A 17,431-nucleotide genomic window follows, 5' to 3' on the forward strand; every position below is an offset into this window, starting at 1 on the left:
CAAAGAACGGCGCACATCCGTCGTCACGCGCGCCAAAGGGCGGCACCGGTCGCCTGGTGATACTGGCAGCATGGATCTCGAACGAGTCAAGCGCGAGGTATTCTCGCTGGTCGGCCCGGACACCCCCGGCCTGGCCGTGGGCGTTTACACCGGCGGCGCCGCGGTGCTCACCGCAGCTCAGGGGGCGGCGTGCGTGGAGTTCGGCGTACCGGTCGACGAGCGCACCCGCTTCGACATCGCCAGCGCGAGCAAACAGTTCACGGCGGCGTGCGTGCTCCTGCTGGAGCGCGATGGGAAGCTGGGGCTCGACGACGACGTGCGGGCGCACGTGCCGGAGCTGAGCCTGGAGGTGCCGGTGACGTTGCGGCAGTGCCTGCAGCATACGGGCGGCCTGCCGGAGTGGTACGGGCTGCAGGCGCTGACGGGCGTGCCGCTGGCGGAGATGACCGAGCGGCGACTGCTGGAGGTGCTCACGGGCATCCGCCACACGAGTTTCGCGCCGGGCACGGGCTGGGCCTACTCCAACACCGGATACGTGCTCGCGGCGGTCGTGGTGGGCAGGGTGGCGGGTTCGTCGCTGGCGGAGTTCGCGCGGGAGCGGCTCTTCGAGCCGCTGGGGATGGCGGAGTCGGTGTTCCGGGACGACGCGTCGGTGCCGCTGGAGAGGCTGGCGTACGGCTATGCCAACGCCCAGGGCGAGCCGCGCCGGGCCGACACCCAGGAGAGCGCCGTCGGTGACGGCGGGCTGGTGACGAGCGTGGCGGAGCTGGCGCCGTGGTTCGGATTCCTGGCCGACGGGCGGGTGCTCGGCGCCGACCTGCGCGACCGGCTGCTGGAGCGGGCGGTTCTGGCCGACGGTACGGTCCGGCCGTACGCGCTGGGGATCTATCACGGCGAGGACTGGTTCGGTCATGCGGGCGGCATGCACGGGTACCGGTCGAACCTGCTTTATCTGCCCGATCCGGGGGTCGGCATCGCGGTGCTGTCCAACCAGACGGCGATCGACCCGGTGAGGCTGTCGCACCGGCTGGCGCGGCTGCTGCTCGGCGGGGAGGAGCCGCCGAGGCCCGAGCCGGGGACGTCGGCGCCGCCGGAGCGGCTGCACTGGCATGATCCGGCCGGGGACGGGACGCTGACCCTCGAACCCACCGCCGAGGGCATCGCGATCCCGGACGTGGGAGTGTTCACCACCGGCGCCGACGGGCGCTGGCACGGGACCGGGGACGCCGAGGGCGCCTGGCTGGAGATCGGCGGTGACCGGCTGCTGCTCCGCACCGGCCCGCCCTCGCGCCCCCCGGTCGTCTTCCACGCCGCCGAGCCGCCCTCGGACGCGCCGATGGCCGACGGCGTCTTCCGCAGCCCGGAGCTCGGCATCGACGCCACCGTGAGCGACGGCGAGGTGCGCGTCGGCCGCGAGCTGAGGCTGCCCTCGGCTCCGGCCCCGGGCGGAGCGTGGCAGGCCGGGCCGTTCACGCTCCGCCTCCACGAGGGCGACCTGCTGGTGAGCGGCGCGGGTCTGCGCCGGATGCGCTTCGAGGGCACGCACGGCTGATTGGCCTGCAGGACGAGGCGGGGACCGCCGGTTTTGGCTGCCGGGTCAGTGAACAGCGGCTGTCCGGCTTTTAGCGTCCGACTGTCCCCGCCGTACCTTTTCCGAGGTGGTCCCATGACATACGCGAAGGCCGCGACCGCCGCCGTCGTACTCGCGCTCACCACCGCCTGCTCCTCCGGAGGAGCCGCGCCACAAGCCCGCGACTCCCTGGTCTGGGCCACCGTCAATCCGCCCAACAGCCTGGACATCGCGCACGGCTTCAACAACGCCTCGACCCTCATCCAGTCCGCCGTCCTCGACACGATGCTCGCCCTCGACACCCACGGCGCGCCCGCGCCCCGGCTGGCGACGCAGTGGACGCAGCCGGACCCGGCCACCTATCTGTTCACGCTGCGCAAGGGCGTGCGCTTCGCCGACGGCACCCCGCTGACTGCCGACGACGCAGCGTTCTCGCTACGCCGCCACCTGGATCCGAAGGTCGCCTCGCAGGCGGCCAGCTACTTCACGACGGTCGAGAAGGTCGAGGCGGTCGGCGAGGGCCAGGTCGAGGTCACGCTGAAGCGGCCGAACCCCGCGTTCCTCGCCATGGCGGCGATCGCCTGGCAGGTGACGCCACGCAAGCTGGCCGAGGCGCATCCCCAGGACCTGGGTAGCCCCGAGGTCGGCACGATGGGCACCGGCCCGTTCAAGGTGACGAAGTTCTCGCTCACCTCGGGCGTGGTCCTGGAGCGCAACGCGTCGTACTGGGGCCGCAAGCCCGCACTGCGCATGGTGGAGTTCAGGACCATCACCGACCCGGAGACGCTGCGGCTGGCGGTCAGGTCGGGCGAGGTGGACGCCACCGACGGCCTCAGCGCCCGCGACGCGCGCAAGTGGATCGGCCTGCCCGGCGTCAAGACGATCTTCTACCCGGGCAACAACATCGGCTACCTGTCGCTGGCGGTCACGTCCGGCCCGCTGAAGGACGTGCACGTACGGCGGGCCATCGCGCACGCGGTCAACCGCGGGGCGGTCTCGGACCTGATGACCTCCGGTCACGGCGGACCGGCGGCGACCATGCTGCCGAGCCCGCAGCTGACGGCGCTGTACGGCGACGACGCCCCGACCCTGCCGGCCTATCCGTACGACGTGGAGGCGGCCAGGGCCGAGCTGGCCAGATCCGCCTACCCGCAGGGGTTCGAGCTGGCGGTGCCGTACAGCAGCACCGGTGACAGCGGAACGGTCATGCAGACCGTCGCCGCCGACCTGGCCAAGATCGGTATCAGGCTCACTCTGCAGCCGAGTCCGGCCGATCAGTACCGGTCGCGGATGATGGAGCACGACCGCCTGTCGATCCATTACGTCAACCTGGCCTACGGCACGCCCGATCCGCTTGAGGTCCTGCCCGACATGGTCAGCCGCGCCGCGGCCGAGCCGCAGGGCTTCAACTTCGCCGGCTACGGCACCGCCGCCACCGACAAGCAGCTGGACGCCCTGGCCTCGGCGACCGGCCAGGACAGGAAGGCGCGGGTCACCGCGCTGCTGACGGAGATCGCCGAGGAGGTGCCGTACATCCCGCTGTTCGCCACCGACAACGCCGTCGCGCTGAACGAGAGGTTCACGGGCACGTTCACCACCTGGTCCCTGGACCACTTCACCACCATCCGCCTGGCGGGCCGCTGAGATGGCGGTCCTCAAGCGCCTGTGCGCCGCCGTACTCCTGCTCGGGGTGTTGTCCGTGCTCACCTACGGGCTGCTCGCGGCGGCGCCGGGAGGCCCCGAGCAGGTGCTGCTCGGCGGGCGCCCGTCCACGCCGGAGACCAGGGCGGCGATCCGCGAGCAGTACCACCTGGACGACCCGTTCCCGGTCCGCTACGCGCGCTGGCTGGGCGACGCGCTGCAGGGCGACTTCGGTACCTCGATCTACTCCCGCGAGCCGGTCACCACGGTGATCGCCGACCGCCTGCCGGTGACGGCCGGGCTGGCGGGCTACGCGCTGGTGCTGACGGCGGTGGTGGGCGTGCCGGCCGGGCTGGCCGCGGCGATGCGCCGCGGCGGCAGGCTGGATCAGGGCATCACGCTGACATCGCTGATCGCGCTGTCGATCCCGCCGTTCGCGCTGAGCATCCTGCTGCTGTACGGCTTCGCGGTCGCGCTGAGCTGGTTCCCGGTCTTCGGCGCCGGCGACACCCCGATGGAGCGCCTCGTGCATCTCACGCTGCCCGCGATCGCGCTGGCCGCCGCGCAGGCGGCGATCGTCGTCAGGCAGATGCGCGCCGCCGCGCTCGACCTGGCCGCGCAGGACTTCCTGACCTTCGCCAGGGCGCGCGGCCTGTCCAGGCGGCGGGTGTGGGTCAGTTACGCGTTGCGCAACGCGGCGCTGCCCGTGCTGACCGTCGGCGGGCTGCTGCTGGCGGCCAACCTGACGGGCTCGGTCTTCGTCGAGCAGGCCTTCGGGCTGCACGGGCTGGGCGCGCTGCTGGTCGGCGCGGTCGGCCAGAAGGACATCCCGGTGGTGCAGGCGCTGGTGCTGCTCAGCGGCGCGATTGTGATCGCCGTGAACCTGCTGGTCGACCTGGCCTACGTGGCGGTCGACCCCCGGGTCAGGCACAGGGAGGCTGCGGCATGAGGGCGATCCTGGTGGCCGTGCTGGGCCTGGCGGCGGTGGCGGCCGTGGCCGGCCCGTGGCTGGCGCCGTACGATCCCGCCGCTCAGGATCTCGCGCTCAGCGCGGCCGGGCCCAGCGTTGCGCACTGGCTCGGCACCGACGACCTGGGCCGCGACGTGCTGTCGCGGCTGCTGGCCGGCGCCGGCTCCGCGCTGATGTGGCCGGTGCTCGTCGCGGTCTGCACGACGGTGCTGAGCACGACGCTCGGACTGCTGGCCGGCTACCGGCTGGGCTGGGTGGACGCGCTGATGATGCGCACGGTCGACCTGGCGATCGCGATGCCGGGCATGCTGGTGCTGATCGTGGTGGTGGGCGTGCTCGGCGGCGGGTACGGCTGGGCGGTGCTGGCCATGGCGGTGCTGTTCACACCGGGCGACATCCGGGTGATCCGCGGCCTGACCCTCGCCCAGCGCGAACTCGCCTACGCCGAGGCCGCGCGCACGCTCGGCCTGCCCCCGTCACGGATCATGTTCAGGCACCTGCTGCCGAACCTGGCGCCCACGGTGGTGGCCGGTGCGCTGCTGAGCTTCGTGGCGGCGCTGGTGGCGCTGGCGGGCCTGTCGTTCCTGGGTATCGGACTGCCCGCGGGCACGCCCGACTGGGGCCTGATGGTCGAGGAGAACCGCGGGCTGCTGGACCTGAACCCGTGGGCCTCCATCGCGCCCGCGGCCCTGATCACCGTGGTCGCGTGCGCGGCCACCCTGCTGGGCGACCGCGCGTTCGAGTCGCTGTCGAAGGGAGGCCTGCGGTGAGGATCTCCGAGCTGCGCATCTCCGGGTCCGGGCTCATCGTCGACGGCGTGGACCTGGAGGTCTCCGGCGGCGAGACCGTGGGACTGGTCGGCGAGTCGGGCAGCGGCAAGTCACTCACCGCGCGGGCCGCCGCGGGCCTGCTGCCCAAGGGGCTGCGTGCCACCGGCTCGGTCATGCTCGACGGCCGGGAGCTCCTCGGCGCGCGCGAGCGGGTGTGGCGCTCGGTGCGCGGCACCCGGGTGAGCCTGCTCATGCAGGACCCGTTCGCCATGCTGAACCCCCTGCGTACGGCGGGCGCCCACGTCGCCGAGTCGCTGCGGGGGCGCCAGGACCGGGCGGAGGTGCTGCGCCGGCTGGCCGAGGTGGGCATCGACGATCCGGCCGTGGCCGGGCGCCACCCGTTCCAGCTGTCGGGCGGCATGCGGCAGCGGGTGGCGCTGGCCGCCGCGCTGGCGGCGGACCCGGAGCTGCTGATCGCCGACGAGCCCACCACCGCCCTGGACGCCACCACGCAGCACGAGATCCTCATGCTGATCAAGGGCGTCCAGCGGGCGCGCGGCATGGGCGTGCTGCTGATCACCCACGATCTGCGGGTGGCCTTCGAGCTGTGCGACCGGGTGGCGGTCATGTACGCCGGACGTGTCGTCGAGCAGGGGCCGCCCGCCGAGATGGGCAAAGCACCGGCGCATCCGTACACCGCGGGCCTGCTGGCCGCCGTGCCGACCGCCGGGCGGCGGCTGCACCGGCTGGTCGGCATCAGGGGCAGCGTGCCGGCCGCGGCGGAGGTGAGCGCGACGTGCGCGTTCGCCGCCCGCTGCGACCAGGCGACGCCCGAGTGCGCGCACGCCCGGCCGCCGCTGCGCGAGCTGCGCCCGGACCGGCTCACGGCCTGCCTGCACGAGGTGCGCCCCCGGATCAGCGTCGAGGAGGGCCCGCGGGACCGCCGCCGGGTCACCGACGACGCGGTGCTGCGCGTCACGGGCCTGCGCAAGACCTACGGCGCGCACGTCGCGCTGGGCGGCGTCTCCCTGCACGTCAACCGCGGCGAGACCGTCGGTGTCGTCGGCGGCTCGGGCTCGGGCAAGACCACCCTGGCCCGCTGCGTCCTGGGGCTGGTCAGGCCGGACGCGGGCACGATCGAGCTGGCCGACCCCGTGCGGCCGCGGCACCGGCTCGTGCAGTGCGTCTTCCAGGACCCGTCGACCTCGCTCAACCCGGCCCTGACGGTCGGCGCCACGCTGGCGGAGGCGGCGGCGCAGGGCCCGGAGGAGGGCAGGCTCACCGTGGCCGAGCTGCTCGAACTGGTGGGGCTGCCCGCCTCGTACGCGGGCAGGAGGCCGGCCGGGTTGTCGGGCGGGGAGCGGCAGCGGGTGGCCATCGCCAGGGCGCTGTCCGTGCGGCCGGCGCTGCTGATCTGCGACGAGCCGGTGGCCTCACTGGACGTCTCGGTCCAGGCGCATGTCCTGGAGCTGTTGCGGGAGGTCGGCACCAGCATGGTGTTCGTCACCCATGACCTGGCGGTGGTCCGGCAGATGGCCGACCGGCTGGTGGTGCTCTCGCGCGGCGAGGTGGTGGAGAGCGGTGGCACGGCGGAGGTGCTCGACGCCCCGGCACACGGCTACACGCGCAGCCTTTTGGCCTCTGTACCCGCCACACCCTGATATTTCATCCTTCTGCACCTACCGCCCGCGATGGCGGGCAAGGGAGGCTGGCCCGATGTATGACCTGCTGCTTCGCGACGGGACCGTCCATGACGGGCTCGGAGGAGCGCCGCTGCACGCCGACGTCGCGATCGCCGGCGGGCGCGTGGCCGCCGTCGGGCACGACCTCGGCCCGGCCCGGCGCGTGATCGGCGTCTCCGGCCTGATCGTCGGGCCGGGGTTCGTCGACCCGCACAGCCACTCCGACACCGTGCCCTTCCTTGAGGAGCCGCAGCCGTTCAAGCTCCTGCAGGGCGTGACCACCGAGATCGCGGGCAACTGCGGGTTCTCGTGCGGTCCGGTCGATCCGGAGACGACGAGCTTCATCCCCGCCGAGCTGGCCGGAGCGGCCTTCCCCACGCTCGGCGAATACCTGGACGCGGCCGAGGCGGCCGGGCCGAGCAACAACATGGCCGTGCTGGCCGGGCACAACACGCTGCGCCTGGCCGCGGCGGGGATGAACGCCGAGATCACGTCGGATGGGCTGGCGCGCATGTGCGAGCTGGCCGCGCGGTCCTTCGAGGCGGGCGCGGTGGGGCTGTCGAGCGGTCTGGAGTACGTGCCAGGCGCCTACGCCGACCTGGAGGAACTGGTCGCCCTCGCGCTGGTGGCCAAGCGCTGGGACCTGCCGTACGCCACGCACATGCGCAGCGAGAGCGAGGGCCTGGCCGACGCGCTCGACGAGGCGATCGCGGTGGCCAGGCGGGCGGGCGTCCGGCTGCAGGTCTCGCACTGCAAGGCCTCGGGGCGAGCGGTGCACGGCGCCTCCGCGATGGTGCTGGACAAGCTCGCCCAGGCCCGCAGGTCGGGCGTGGACGTCCGCGCCGACGTCTATCCCTACCTGGCCTTCGGCACCATGCTGGTCGCGGTGCTGCCGCCGGCCGCGTGCGAGGGCGGCGAGCGGGCGCTGCTCGCGCGGCTGGCCGATCCGGCCGAGCGCGCGGCTCTGCGGGCGCTCGCCGAGAGCCCGGACACGGGAACCGGCGTCGGCTTCTGGCGCGAGCTGCACCCCTCGGACGTGCAGATCCTCGTCCACAACGATCCGGGTATCGAGGGCAGGCGGCTGGCCGACCTCGGCGGCGACCCGTGGGAGGCGCTGTGCGAGCTGCTCAGGCTGGACCCGCAGGCCTCCGGCGTCTTCCACACCATGCACGAGCGGGATCTGGCCGCCTTCCTCGCCGACCCGCTGATCTCCATCGGCTCCGACAACGGGCCTCCCGTCGGCCCCACCCACCCGCGCACGTTCGGCACCTTTCCCACCTACCTCGGCACGTACGTCGACAAGGAGGACATGCCGGAGGCCATCCGCAAGCTCAGCTCCGCCGTCGCCGCCCAGTTCGGCCTGGCCGGGCGCGGCTGGCTGGGGCCGGGCGCGATCGCCGACCTCTGCGTCTTCGACCCCGGCACGATCGGCCACGCGGGCACCTACCAGCGGCCTGACGTGCGGCCGACCGGCGTGGAGCACGTCTTCCTGTCCGGGCGCCAGGTGGTCGCCGACGGCGAGTTCACCGGCGGCAGGCACGGCCGGATGCTCAGGCGGGGCGGCCGGTGACGGCGCGCGGGCGGGTCACGCTCGGCGTGCTGATCGACAGTCTCGGCCCCGACCTGGTGCGTCCGCTGGCGCTGCCGCACGGCCGGGAGCCGCTGGTCGGCGCCCCCGTCATCTACGACCCCGAAGAACCGCAGGCCGGGCTCGACGGCGCGGTCCTGCTGGTGACCGGCCGTCCGTCGGCCGAGATCCTGGCCCGCGCGGGCGAGAGCAACGTGGCCGTCGTCGTCGCCAGGCCGGGCACCTGCGACGAGCAGGCACTGGTCACCGCCGCCGAGGCGGCGGGCACAGCGCTGCTCGCCGCACCGCCCGAGCTGTCCTGGGGGCAGCTCTACACGCTCGTCGACGCCCTGCTCGCGGTGGTCGCCCCGGCCGAGGACCCGGGTGGCGACCGGGCGACCGACCTGTTCGTGCTGGCCAACGAGGTGGCGGCCCGGGTGGGTGGCGCGGTGGCGATCGAGGATCTGGCGATGCGGGTGCTCGCCTACTCCACGGTCGAAGGTCAGCGCATCGACGAGCTGCGCAAGGAGGGCATCCTGGGCCGGCGGGTGCCCGCGCACCCGACCAACCCCGAGGAGTACGCGGCTGTGCTGCGCGCCGACGGGGTGGCCTGGAGCTACGAGCCGCGCGAGTTCTACCCCCGCCTGGCCATCGCGGTCCGGGCGCACGGCGAGGTGCTCGGCACGATCTGGGTGGTGCAGGCGGAGGATCCGCTGGCCCACGACGCCGCCGCGGTGCTCGAGGAGGCGGCCGCGGCCGCGGCGCCGCACCTGGCACGCATCAACCTGGCCGCCGACGAGGCGCGGCGCCGGCGGGACGAGTGCCTGGGCTGGCTGCTGCGCGGCATCGGCGCGGTCGATGAGCTGGCCACCTCCTTCGGCCTGCTGCCGGGCGAACCGGTGACGGTCGTGACGCTGGGCCCCTACGCGGGCCCGGCCGACGCCTTCGCCGCGACCCACGCCGCCGATCTGCTCCGCACCGCGTTCGTGGCCTACCGGATCAGGGCGGCGACCGGCGTGGTGAACGGCCGCGCCTACGCGATCGTCGCGGCCGAGGCGGCCGCGCCGCTGCTGCGCAGAATCACCGTGGACACCCTGGGCAGGGTGAGCGAGCGGCTGGGCGGCGGCTGGCGGGCCGGCGTCGGCCGTACCGCCGTCTCCGTCGCCGCCGTGCCCGCTAGCGCGCGCCAGGCGGAGGAGGCGCTGCGCGCGGTCTGCGGGCCCTTCACACGGGAGCTGGCAGCCTCGCACGAGGAGCTGTCCGCGGCGCTGTTCCTCATGGACGTGGAGGCCGCGCTGCGGCCCAAACCCTCCCTGTACGGCGAGCCGCTGGCACTGGTCGCCTCGCACGACGCCAGGCACGGCACCCAGTACGTGCACAGCCTGGCCGTCTGGATCGGCGCCCACCACGACGTGCCCCGCGCGGCCGAGCTGCTGTCGCTGCACCCCAACACGCTGCGGTACCGGCTGCGCAGGATCGGCGAGCTGATCGCGCTGGACGACCCGGACACGCGGCTGGTGCTCGCCCTCCAGCTGCGGCTGAACGGCGCCACAAAGCGGACCGGGTGAAGTTCGGCGTGGACGCCAACGCCCTGGACGGCGCGCGCCGCGATGCTGAGGCCCATGGCCGAACTCCTCATCTCCGCCCCGGCTGGGGTCAAGATCCGTTCCCTTCGCGGCGCGGGGGCGCTGCAACGTGCCGACCGACTGTTGCGCGAGGTCTGGGGGACCAGACGCGGCGACGATCCGCCGATACCCCTCGACCTGATGTGCGCGTTCGCCCACACCGGCGGGTACGTGGGCGGCGCCTTCCTCGACGGGGAGCTCGTCGGGGTGGCGGCGGGGTTCCGGACGGCCGACGACAGCCTGCACTCGCACGTCGCGGGCGTGGCCGCCAAGGCGCGCGGACGCGGCGTGGGCCGGGCGCTGAAGGAGCACCAGCGGGCCTGGGCGGCCGGGAACGGGCTCGTCGCCGTGTCCTGGACGTTCGACCCGCTGGTCCGGCGCAACGCCTTCTTCAACCTGACCCGCCTGGGTGCCCGGGCAGGCGCCTACCTGCCCGATTTCTACGGGCCGATGAGCGACGGCATCAACGACGGCGGGCCGTCCGACCGGCTCTTCGTCACCTGGCCGATCGAGGAGGCCGCTCCCCCGCCGGTCTCGGAACGCGACGGGGTGGTCGTGGTGGACGAGACGGGGGCCGTATGGGACGCCGAGGGCGCGCCGCTACTGCGGTGCGCGACCCCGGTGGACGTCGAGTCGCTGCGTGCGACGGACCCGGCGGCGGCCGGGCGGTGGCGGGCGGCGCTGGAGAGCGGGCTCGGCGGCGCGCTCGACCGGGGATACCGGGTCACCGGGTTCACCCGCTCCGGCTGGTACCTGCTCGCCCGCGGGGGTGCCGCGTGAAGCTCGACGCCGTCGAACTGCGCGAGGTCGCGCTGCCGCTGGTCAGCCCGTTCCGTACCTCGCTCGGCACCCAGACGGTACGCACCGCGCTGCTCGTGCGAGTGCTCAGCGACGAGGGCGAGGGCTGGGGCGAGTGCGCGGCCGAGGACGAGCCGACATACTGTCCCGAATACCTCGCCGGGGCGGCCGACGTGATCAAGCGGTTCATGCTCCCGGCGCTGGCTCCGCTCGACCTGGAACCGGCGGCGGTCGGCCCCGCGCTGCGGCACCTGCGCGGGCACCCGATGGCCAGGGCGGCCGTGGAGACGGCGGTGCTGGACTGCTGGCTGCGGGCACGACGCACGAGCCTGGCCGCTCACCTGGGAGGGGTACGGCGGCGCGTGCGCGTGGGCGTTTCCGTGGGCATCACCGAGACTGTCGACGCGCTGCTGGACACGGTCGACCGGCATCTGACCGCCGGCTACGCCAGGATCAAGCTGAAGATCGAGCCCGGCTGGGACCTCGAACCGGTCAGGGCGGTGCGCGAGACGTTCGGCGCCGGCGTGATGCTCACCGTCGACGCCAACACCGCCTACCAGCCCGGTGACCTCAGGCACCTGGCGAAACTCGACGCGTACGGGCTCGCCCTGGTCGAGCAGCCCTTCGCCCCCGACGACCTGCACGCGCACGCCGCGCTCGCCGCCCGCATGGACACGCCCGTCTGCCTGGACGAGAGCATCACCAGCGCGCGCGACGCGGCCGAGGCCATCAGCCGGGGTGCCTGCTCGATCATCAACATCAAGCCCGGCCGCGTCGGCGGCTACCTGGAGGCGCGCCGCATTCACGACCTGGCTCAGGCGAACGGCGTGCCGGTCTGGTGCGGCGGCATGCTGGAGACCGGCCTCGGCCGGGCCGCCAACCTGGCGCTGGCCAGCTTGCCCGGCTTCACGCTGCCGGGCGACATCTCCGCCACCGAGCGGTACTACCACCGCGACATCACCCGCCCGTTCGTGCTCGACGGCGGCGAGCTGCCGGTTCCGGTCGAGCCCGGCCTCGGCGTACTGCCCGAGGAAGCGGACCTGCAGGCATGCACGACGGCGGTGGAGACGGTGAGCTGCACATTCTGAGCCGTGCGGGTGGCCGCGCTCGCCGGCGGCGAGCGCGGCCACCCCGATGAGGACCACCTGGCGGCGCCCCGCACGGCGGGCGAGGTCGCAGTGCGGGGCCCGCGTTCCCCGTACGGGCTAGCGGCGGCCGTACAGGGCCATCCGGCTGATCATGGCGTCGGCGGCGAGGTGGTAGCAGACCGTCACGCAGCCCAGCACCTCCGAGGGCGTGCCGAAGGTGGCGGCGAGCGTCTTGTCGGCGATCCTGCGCACGCCCGGGATCTGCGCCCCCAGCTCGGCCGCGGGCGTGCTCGGCATGTCGATCTCGAGTTCGAGCACCTCGGGCAGCTGGAGCGGCGCCATCTCCCCCGCCCCCCGTACGGTCTCCGCCGCCGCCTCCCGGATCAGCCGCCTGGCCTCGGACGGCGAGAGGCTGTCCGCGGCGGTGTGCCCGTGCGCGATCTTGACGGCGACCGTGCGCACGCCGGGGAAGGCCTTCTCCGCGACGCCGCAGATGACGTCGTCGCCGGTGAGCAACCCCACCGGGACGCCGACCGCGGCGGCCTGCAACGCGTTGACCTCGGCCTCCGACACCGGCCGGCCGTTGAGCCGCACCTCGTAGAAGTGCGAGGAGTAGGTGTGGGCGAGCACGCCGGGCGAGCCGGCGGCGGCGTGGTAGCCGAGGAACATCGCCACGTCGTGCTCGGCCGAGATGCCCTCGGCCATGCAGTCCAGCTTGGGGGTGCCGAAGATCAGCCGGGCGCGCGGATCGAGCTCCTCGTGGAGCAGGTTGTCCATGGTGCCGTGGCTGTCGTTGACCAGGACGCTGTCGGCTCCGGCCGAGAACGCGCCCTCGATGGCGGCGTTGGCCTCGGCGGTCATCAGGCGTTGCGATCGCGGATACCCGTGGCCGCCGCGGACGACCTGGTCCATGGTGGCGATGCCCGTCACGCCCTCCATGTCGATGGAGATGTAGACCCGCACTGGCTACTCCTTTGCTCGGCCGCCGTCACAGAGTGTCACCCTGGAGGGCGGCGGATTCTGTCGTCGGGGTTTCTCGGCCGCCGTCACAGGGTGTCACCCTGGAGGGCGGCGGGCTTTGTCGCGGGGGCCGAAACCGGGTGCCCGCCTTGGGCGTCCCGCACAGCGGCGGGGATCACGAGGGCGGCGCCGACGGCGAGCAGGCCGAGCACCGCGGAGAGCAGATAGGTGTTGACGAAGCTGCTCTCCGCGGGGACCCCCGCCACCGTGCCGGCCGCCAGCACCATGCCGCCGAGCTGCGCCCCGAAGGTGCCGCCGATGCTCTTGGCGACGAAGACCACGCCGCTGACCCCGGCCGCCCGGTCGGCGGGCACGTCGGCGGCCACGACGTTCAGCCCGGAGGTCAGGCCGATGGAGCCGCCCAGCCCCATGACCGTCACCCCGGCCACGACCTGCCACGGGGAGGAGTGCCAGAAGGCGAGCACGGCGGTGCCGGCCGAGACGAGCGCGCTGCCGAGCACCAGCACGGCGCGCCGCCCGAGCAGCCTGGTCATCGGCCCGACCAGAGGCGCGACCAGGGTGCCCGCGATGCCCAGCGGAAACATGTAGAGCCCGATCCACAGGGTGTCGGCGCCCAGGCCGTACCCGGTCTCGGCGGGCAGCGACAGCATCAACGGCAGCGCGACCACCAGCCCGAAGGAGGCGAAGCCGAACACGAACCCCATGGCGGTCACCCCGGCCGGGGAGCGCCCGGCCAGCAGCCGCAGGTCCACCAGCGGGTCGCCGGTGCGGAGCTCGACGATCGTCCACAGGCCCAGCGTCAGCACCGCGGCCGCGAACAGGGCGATGGTGGCGGGAGCCGTCCAGCCCCAGTTCGAGGAGGTGGTCAGGCCAAGCATGAGCAGGGCGAGCCCGCCGCCGAGCAGTAGCCCACCGGCCCAGTCGACGCGCCCGGAGGCCGCGCGGGGCGTGGCGGGCACCACGCGCCAGGCCCAGAGCGCGGCCACCAGGGCGCCGGCCAGGGCCAGGAAGAACAGCGACCGGTAGCCGAGTGCCGAGGTGAGCGGCCCGGCGAGGATGAGGCCGAGCGCGCCGGCCAGGGCGGCGACGCCGATGACCAGGCCGTTGCCGGTGGCGCCCCGCTCGGGGTCGAGGGTGTCGCGGAACAGCCCGACGGTCAGCGGCAGCATGCCCAGCCAGATGCCCTGCACCGCCTGGCCGGCGATCAGCACGAGCACGTTGGGTGCCAGGCCGGAGACGAGGGCTCCGGCACTGGTGACCGCCATCAGGGTGAGCAGCAGGGTGCGCTTGTCGTACATGTCGGCCAGGCGGCCGACGACCGGGGTGCTGATCGCCGAGCTGATCAGCCCGCCCATGAAGATCCACGCGATCTCGCCGGGCGAGGCGGCCAGCTCCCGCTGGATGAGCGGGAGCGCCGGCGACAGCATCATCTCCAGCAACTGGAAGACGCCGATGAACAACACCGGCGCGCCGATGATGCCGAAGCGGGATCTGGTCATGGTGGCGCCTTTCGGGTGGGGTGGTGTACGGCCGCGCGTTCCCCCGAACCCGCGACCCGGCTAGGCCGGGCCGAGCACCTTCGGCGTGATCAGGGCGTGCGCGACGTCGACGAAGAACTCCTCGGAGCCGTCGTGGACGCCGAGCACGACGCTCTGCCCGAGCCCGGACAGCAGGGCCTTGAGCGCGCGGGCCAGGCGCACGGCCTGCCCACCCGTGACGGGTGTCCCGTCGTACTCGCGGCCGGTGAACAGCTCGGCGAGATCGACCTCGGTCGATCTCACCGAGACGGTGAGCTTGCCCAGCAGCTCCGGATCGTTGAGCACGAGGTCGAGCACGCGCGTCTCGAACAGCAGCTTTCCGGCGGCCCCGGGATCCGCCGACATCCGGTGGAACCGGCGGGCGACCTCGGCCACGACCTCCTCCAGCGGCAGGCCGGGGCCGGCGGCCTCGATCGGCCGCAGGTCGAGCGGGCCGGCGTAGTCGTCGACCATGGCGACCATCAGATCGTTCTTGCCGCCGAACAGCGAGTAGATCGCGCCCGTCGTCAGGCCGGCCAGCTCGGCGATGTCCTCCAGCTTCGCCTGCGAGCCCTGCTTCCCGACGACCTCGCGTGCCGCGTCGATCAGCGCGCGCTTGTTGGCCGCCTTGCTTTCCGCCCTGGTCAGCCGCATGGCCTGGCCTCTCCTCATCTGCTGGTCGGCAATACAATAATCTGATTTACTAGAATAATCCAGATTATCCGGAGGTCGAAAATGGATGTCGATCAGCACATGAGCCGGGTGCCCGACTACACCGCGTTCCCGACCGTGGACCAGATGCACGCCGAGCTCGACGAGCTCGCCGCCGCCCACCCCGGCCTGGTACGGCTGCGGCGCATCGGCACCTCGCGCCTGGGTGAGCCGCTGCGCGTGGCGACCATCGGCTCCGGCCCCCACGACGCCGTGATCATCGGCGGGCCGCACCCCAACGAGCCCATCGGCTCGCTCACCGTCAGCAGCCTGCTGCGCCGGCTCGTCGAGGACGCCTCGCTGCGCGAGGACTTCGGCTACCGCTGGCACCTCATCCCGTGCGTCGATCCCGACGGGGCCCGGCTCAACGAGGGGTGGTACGTACGGCCGGGCGACCGCCGCGCCTACGCTGAACACTTCTACCGCCCCGCCGAAGCCGACCAGGTCGAATGGACCTTCCCACTGACCGGCGAGGACTACTTCTTCGACCGCACGCTGCCCGAGACCGAGGCGCTGATGCGGCTGATGGACGAGGTCAAGCCCGCCTTCGTCTACTCCCTGCACAACGGCGAGCTCCAGGGGGCGTTCTACTACCTCAACAGGGACGAGCCCGCGCTCGCCGCCCGCCTGGCCGCCATCGCGACCGCCCAGGGCCTGCCCCTGCACATGGGGCCGCCGGAGGTGCCGAGCGCGGTCCCGATCGGCCCCGCCGCCTACCGGACCCCGAGCGGCGCCGAGCTGGGGGCGATCTACGGCACCGGCGGCGGGAGCGTCGACTACGCCAACCGCTTCGACGCCCTGCACCTGGTCACCGAGCTGCCCTACTGGGCCGACCCCCGCGTCGCCGACGAGACCCCCACCGACCAGGGGTACGGCGAGGCGATCCAGGCCGGCCTCGCCGCGCAGCGCGCCCTGATCGCCGAACTGACGCAGTCCATGTCGGCGGTCAGGGCCGACCTGACCGTGCGCTCGCCGTTCCGCCTCGCTCTGCAGGACTTCCTTGACACCCACGACGAGTTCATCTCCGAGTGGGAGTCCTTCCCCGGCACGGACCGGCGCGCCACGGTGGCCGAGGTGGTCGGCAACCGGCAGCTCGTGCACATCATGCGGCTGAGGTACAGCGGGACCTGTCTGCGCATGCTGGACGCCGAACTCGGCGCGGGCAACCGGACCCCCGCCATCCGGGCCGAACGGGCCCGCCTCGGCGCACGATTCGACGACTGGTTCACCGAGGCCGAAGCCGACGCGACGGCCACCCCGATCCCGATCCGCACGCTGGTCGCCGTACAGCTCGGAGCGGCCCTGCTCGCGGCGGAGTCGGCCAAGCGGAAGCCCTGAGCCGAGCGACACCGCATCGGGTCACCGGCTGCGCCTGGCAGCCGCTGGGATCAGGCCGTCAACGCGGCGATGAACTTGCCGGTCAGAGGTATGGGACCGGCCCCCTCCACCGCGAGCCGCTCGCCGCCACGCGACGGCGACATGTCCTTCGGGACTACGGGTTCGCGGCGGTGAGGAGGGACTCGGCGGCCGCGGTGCGGGCGTAGAGGACCGAGCGGCCGGCCCGGTGGGCGCTGACCAGGCCCGCGTCGCGCAGTGCGGTGAGGTACTGCGACACCCCGGCCGGGGAGAGCCCGGTGCGGCGGGCCAGCTCGGTGGTGGAGGCCGGGGCGTCCAGTTCGGTCAGCAGCAGGGTGCGCGAGCGGCCGAGCACGGCGGCGAGGGCGCCGGTGCTGGTGGCGGGCCGGGATTCCCACAGCGAGCCGATGCCGCGCGCCGGATAGGCGAGCTGCGGTGGGTCCGGCGGCGTCACCCTGGTGAGCAGGCTCGGCCCGGTGAAGGCCGAGGGAATCAGCAGCAGCCCCGCGCCCGCCGTCGTCCGGGACAGGGTCCGCTGCCGGCGGACGAGCCGTAGCGTGTTGTCGTCCCAGCTCACCGAGGTGTGCAGATCGTTGAAGAGATGGCCCGCGCCGTACTCGGCGACCTGCCGGGCCCGGTGGAAGACGTCGGCGTCGAGCACGGCCCGGACGCGTGCCCAGTAGGGGGCGAGCGCCAGCTCCCAGTAGGTTTCGATCTCTTCGGCGACCCGGGCCAGGCGGGCCTGCGGCTCGGCGTACAGCGTCCGTGAGCGGGGGCCGGCACGCCCCTGATGGTGCTCCAGATGGTCAAGGTCCTGGCGCACCCGGCCTGCGGGAGCGGCCCGGATCCTGGCCAGCTCCTCCGCCAGCGCGGGGGCCGGCCCGGCGGGTGCCGGATTGAGGAAGTCGGGGACGTATCCCGAGGGCGGGATCAGCTCGGCGAGCCAGCCCCGGTCCAGTCCGGCGGCCGCCACCCGTGGCCGTACCTGCTCCAGCCAGGGCCGGTGCACGGGATGCGCCGAGCCGGAGGTCAGCAGCCGGAAGCTGGTCCCGACCTCCCACATCGGCGAGACGGCGAACCGCATCTGCGCCAGATCACTCGCCGAGAACGCCAGCTCCGCCAGGAGAACCATCCCCCAGAATTCAGACATGTCTT

General features: G+C 73.3%; 14 protein-coding genes. 10 read left to right on the forward strand and 4 right to left on the reverse strand.

Going from position 1 to position 17,431, the window contains the following annotated elements:
* The first annotated feature begins 70 nt into the window (after positions 1 to 70).
* The 9 genes from SROS_RS46205 to menC all read left to right on the forward strand — a co-directional run bounded on the left by SROS_RS46205 (position 71) and on the right by menC (position 11,711).
* Positions 71 to 1,552, forward strand: a complete 1,482-nt coding sequence (locus SROS_RS46205; RefSeq protein ID WP_012891770.1) for a serine hydrolase domain-containing protein — start codon at positions 71 to 73, stop codon at positions 1,550 to 1,552.
* Between the two features lie 114 nt (positions 1,553 to 1,666).
* Entirely contained in the window at positions 1,667 to 3,214 is a 1,548-nt protein-coding gene (locus SROS_RS25385) for an ABC transporter substrate-binding protein (protein ID WP_012891771.1), read from the forward strand.
* Between the two features lies 1 nt (position 3,215).
* Entirely contained in the window at positions 3,216 to 4,160 is a 945-nt protein-coding gene (locus SROS_RS25390) for an ABC transporter permease (RefSeq protein ID WP_012891772.1), read from the forward strand.
* Positions 4,157 to 4,951 carry an ABC transporter permease gene (locus SROS_RS25395; protein WP_012891773.1) on the forward strand — a complete coding sequence of 265 codons (795 nt, stop codon included), beginning with the start codon at positions 4,157 to 4,159 and terminating at the stop codon, positions 4,949 to 4,951. The genes SROS_RS25390 and SROS_RS25395 overlap by 4 nt, the downstream gene beginning before the upstream one ends.
* A complete protein-coding gene (locus SROS_RS25400) occupies positions 4,948 to 6,612 on the forward strand; it encodes an oligopeptide/dipeptide ABC transporter ATP-binding protein (protein ID WP_012891774.1) in 1,665 nt (554 codons plus the stop codon). The genes SROS_RS25395 and SROS_RS25400 overlap by 4 nt, the downstream gene beginning before the upstream one ends.
* Before the next feature lie 55 nt (positions 6,613 to 6,667).
* A complete protein-coding gene (locus tag SROS_RS25405) occupies positions 6,668 to 8,203 on the forward strand; it encodes an N-acyl-D-amino-acid deacylase family protein (protein WP_012891775.1) in 1,536 nt (511 codons plus the stop codon).
* Positions 8,200 to 9,768, forward strand: coding sequence for a PucR family transcriptional regulator (locus tag SROS_RS25410; protein WP_012891776.1), 1,569 nt, complete (start codon positions 8,200 to 8,202; stop codon positions 9,766 to 9,768). The genes SROS_RS25405 and SROS_RS25410 overlap by 4 nt, the downstream gene beginning before the upstream one ends.
* 54 nt (positions 9,769 to 9,822) lie before the next feature.
* Complete coding sequence (locus SROS_RS25415) at positions 9,823 to 10,605, forward strand: GNAT family N-acetyltransferase (protein ID WP_218919700.1); 783 nt, start codon at positions 9,823 to 9,825, stop codon at positions 10,603 to 10,605.
* Positions 10,602 to 11,711 carry an o-succinylbenzoate synthase gene (gene menC, locus SROS_RS25420; RefSeq protein ID WP_012891778.1) on the forward strand — a complete coding sequence of 370 codons (1,110 nt, stop codon included), beginning with the start codon at positions 10,602 to 10,604 and terminating at the stop codon, positions 11,709 to 11,711. Before SROS_RS25415 ends, menC begins: the two co-directional genes overlap by 4 nt.
* A gap of 117 nt (positions 11,712 to 11,828) precedes the next feature.
* On the opposite strand, the gene SROS_RS25425 is transcribed toward menC, so the two are convergent.
* The 3 genes from SROS_RS25425 to SROS_RS25435 all read right to left on the reverse strand — a co-directional run bounded on the left by SROS_RS25425 (position 11,829) and on the right by SROS_RS25435 (position 14,863).
* On the reverse strand, positions 11,829 to 12,674 hold the full coding sequence (locus tag SROS_RS25425; protein ID WP_012891779.1) for a M55 family metallopeptidase: 846 nt from the start codon (positions 12,672 to 12,674) through the stop codon (positions 11,829 to 11,831).
* Positions 12,675 to 12,757: 83 nt separating this feature from the next.
* Positions 12,758 to 14,191: an MFS transporter gene (locus SROS_RS25430; RefSeq protein ID WP_012891780.1), complete on the reverse strand. Its 1,434-nt coding sequence runs from the start codon at positions 14,189 to 14,191 to the stop codon at positions 12,758 to 12,760.
* Between the two features lie 60 nt (positions 14,192 to 14,251).
* On the reverse strand, positions 14,252 to 14,863 hold the full coding sequence (locus tag SROS_RS25435) for a TetR/AcrR family transcriptional regulator (protein WP_012891781.1): 612 nt from the start codon (positions 14,861 to 14,863) through the stop codon (positions 14,252 to 14,254).
* A gap of 81 nt (positions 14,864 to 14,944) precedes the next feature.
* On the opposite strand from SROS_RS25435, the gene SROS_RS25440 reads away from it, so the two are divergent.
* A complete protein-coding gene (locus SROS_RS25440) occupies positions 14,945 to 16,258 on the forward strand; it encodes a M14 family zinc carboxypeptidase (RefSeq protein ID WP_012891782.1) in 1,314 nt (437 codons plus the stop codon).
* A 154-nt stretch (positions 16,259 to 16,412) separates the two neighbouring features.
* Here SROS_RS25440 and SROS_RS25445 read toward each other — a convergent pair whose 3' ends face one another.
* On the reverse strand, positions 16,413 to 17,426 hold the full coding sequence (locus SROS_RS25445) for an ArsR/SmtB family transcription factor (RefSeq protein WP_245564258.1): 1,014 nt from the start codon (positions 17,424 to 17,426) through the stop codon (positions 16,413 to 16,415).
* Positions 17,427 to 17,431 lie beyond the last annotated feature (5 nt).

Origin of the sequence: Streptosporangium roseum DSM 43021, assembly GCF_000024865.1 — a bacterium.
Taxonomy (GTDB): Bacteria; Actinomycetota; Actinomycetes; order Streptosporangiales; family Streptosporangiaceae; genus Streptosporangium; species Streptosporangium roseum.

Coding starts and splice junctions, on each gene's coding strand:
- SROS_RS25395 (WP_012891773.1), top strand. CDS start 4,157: ATGAGGGCGATCCTGGTGGCCGTGCTGGGCCTGGCGGCGGTGGCGGCC.
- SROS_RS25405 (WP_012891775.1), top strand. CDS start 6,668: ATGTATGACCTGCTGCTTCGCGACGGGACCGTCCATGACGGGCTCGGA.
- SROS_RS25445 (WP_245564258.1), bottom strand. CDS start 17,426: ATGTCTGAATTCTGGGGGATGGTTCTCCTGGCGGAGCTGGCGTTCTCG.
- SROS_RS25390 (WP_012891772.1), top strand. CDS start 3,216: ATGGCGGTCCTCAAGCGCCTGTGCGCCGCCGTACTCCTGCTCGGGGTG.
- SROS_RS46205 (WP_012891770.1), top strand. CDS start 71: ATGGATCTCGAACGAGTCAAGCGCGAGGTATTCTCGCTGGTCGGCCCG.
- SROS_RS25430 (WP_012891780.1), bottom strand. CDS start 14,191: ATGACCAGATCCCGCTTCGGCATCATCGGCGCGCCGGTGTTGTTCATC.
- SROS_RS25440 (WP_012891782.1), top strand. CDS start 14,945: ATGGATGTCGATCAGCACATGAGCCGGGTGCCCGACTACACCGCGTTC.
- SROS_RS25385 (WP_012891771.1), top strand. CDS start 1,667: ATGACATACGCGAAGGCCGCGACCGCCGCCGTCGTACTCGCGCTCACC.
- SROS_RS25435 (WP_012891781.1), bottom strand. CDS start 14,863: ATGCGGCTGACCAGGGCGGAAAGCAAGGCGGCCAACAAGCGCGCGCTG.
- SROS_RS25415 (WP_218919700.1), top strand. CDS start 9,823: ATGGCCGAACTCCTCATCTCCGCCCCGGCTGGGGTCAAGATCCGTTCC.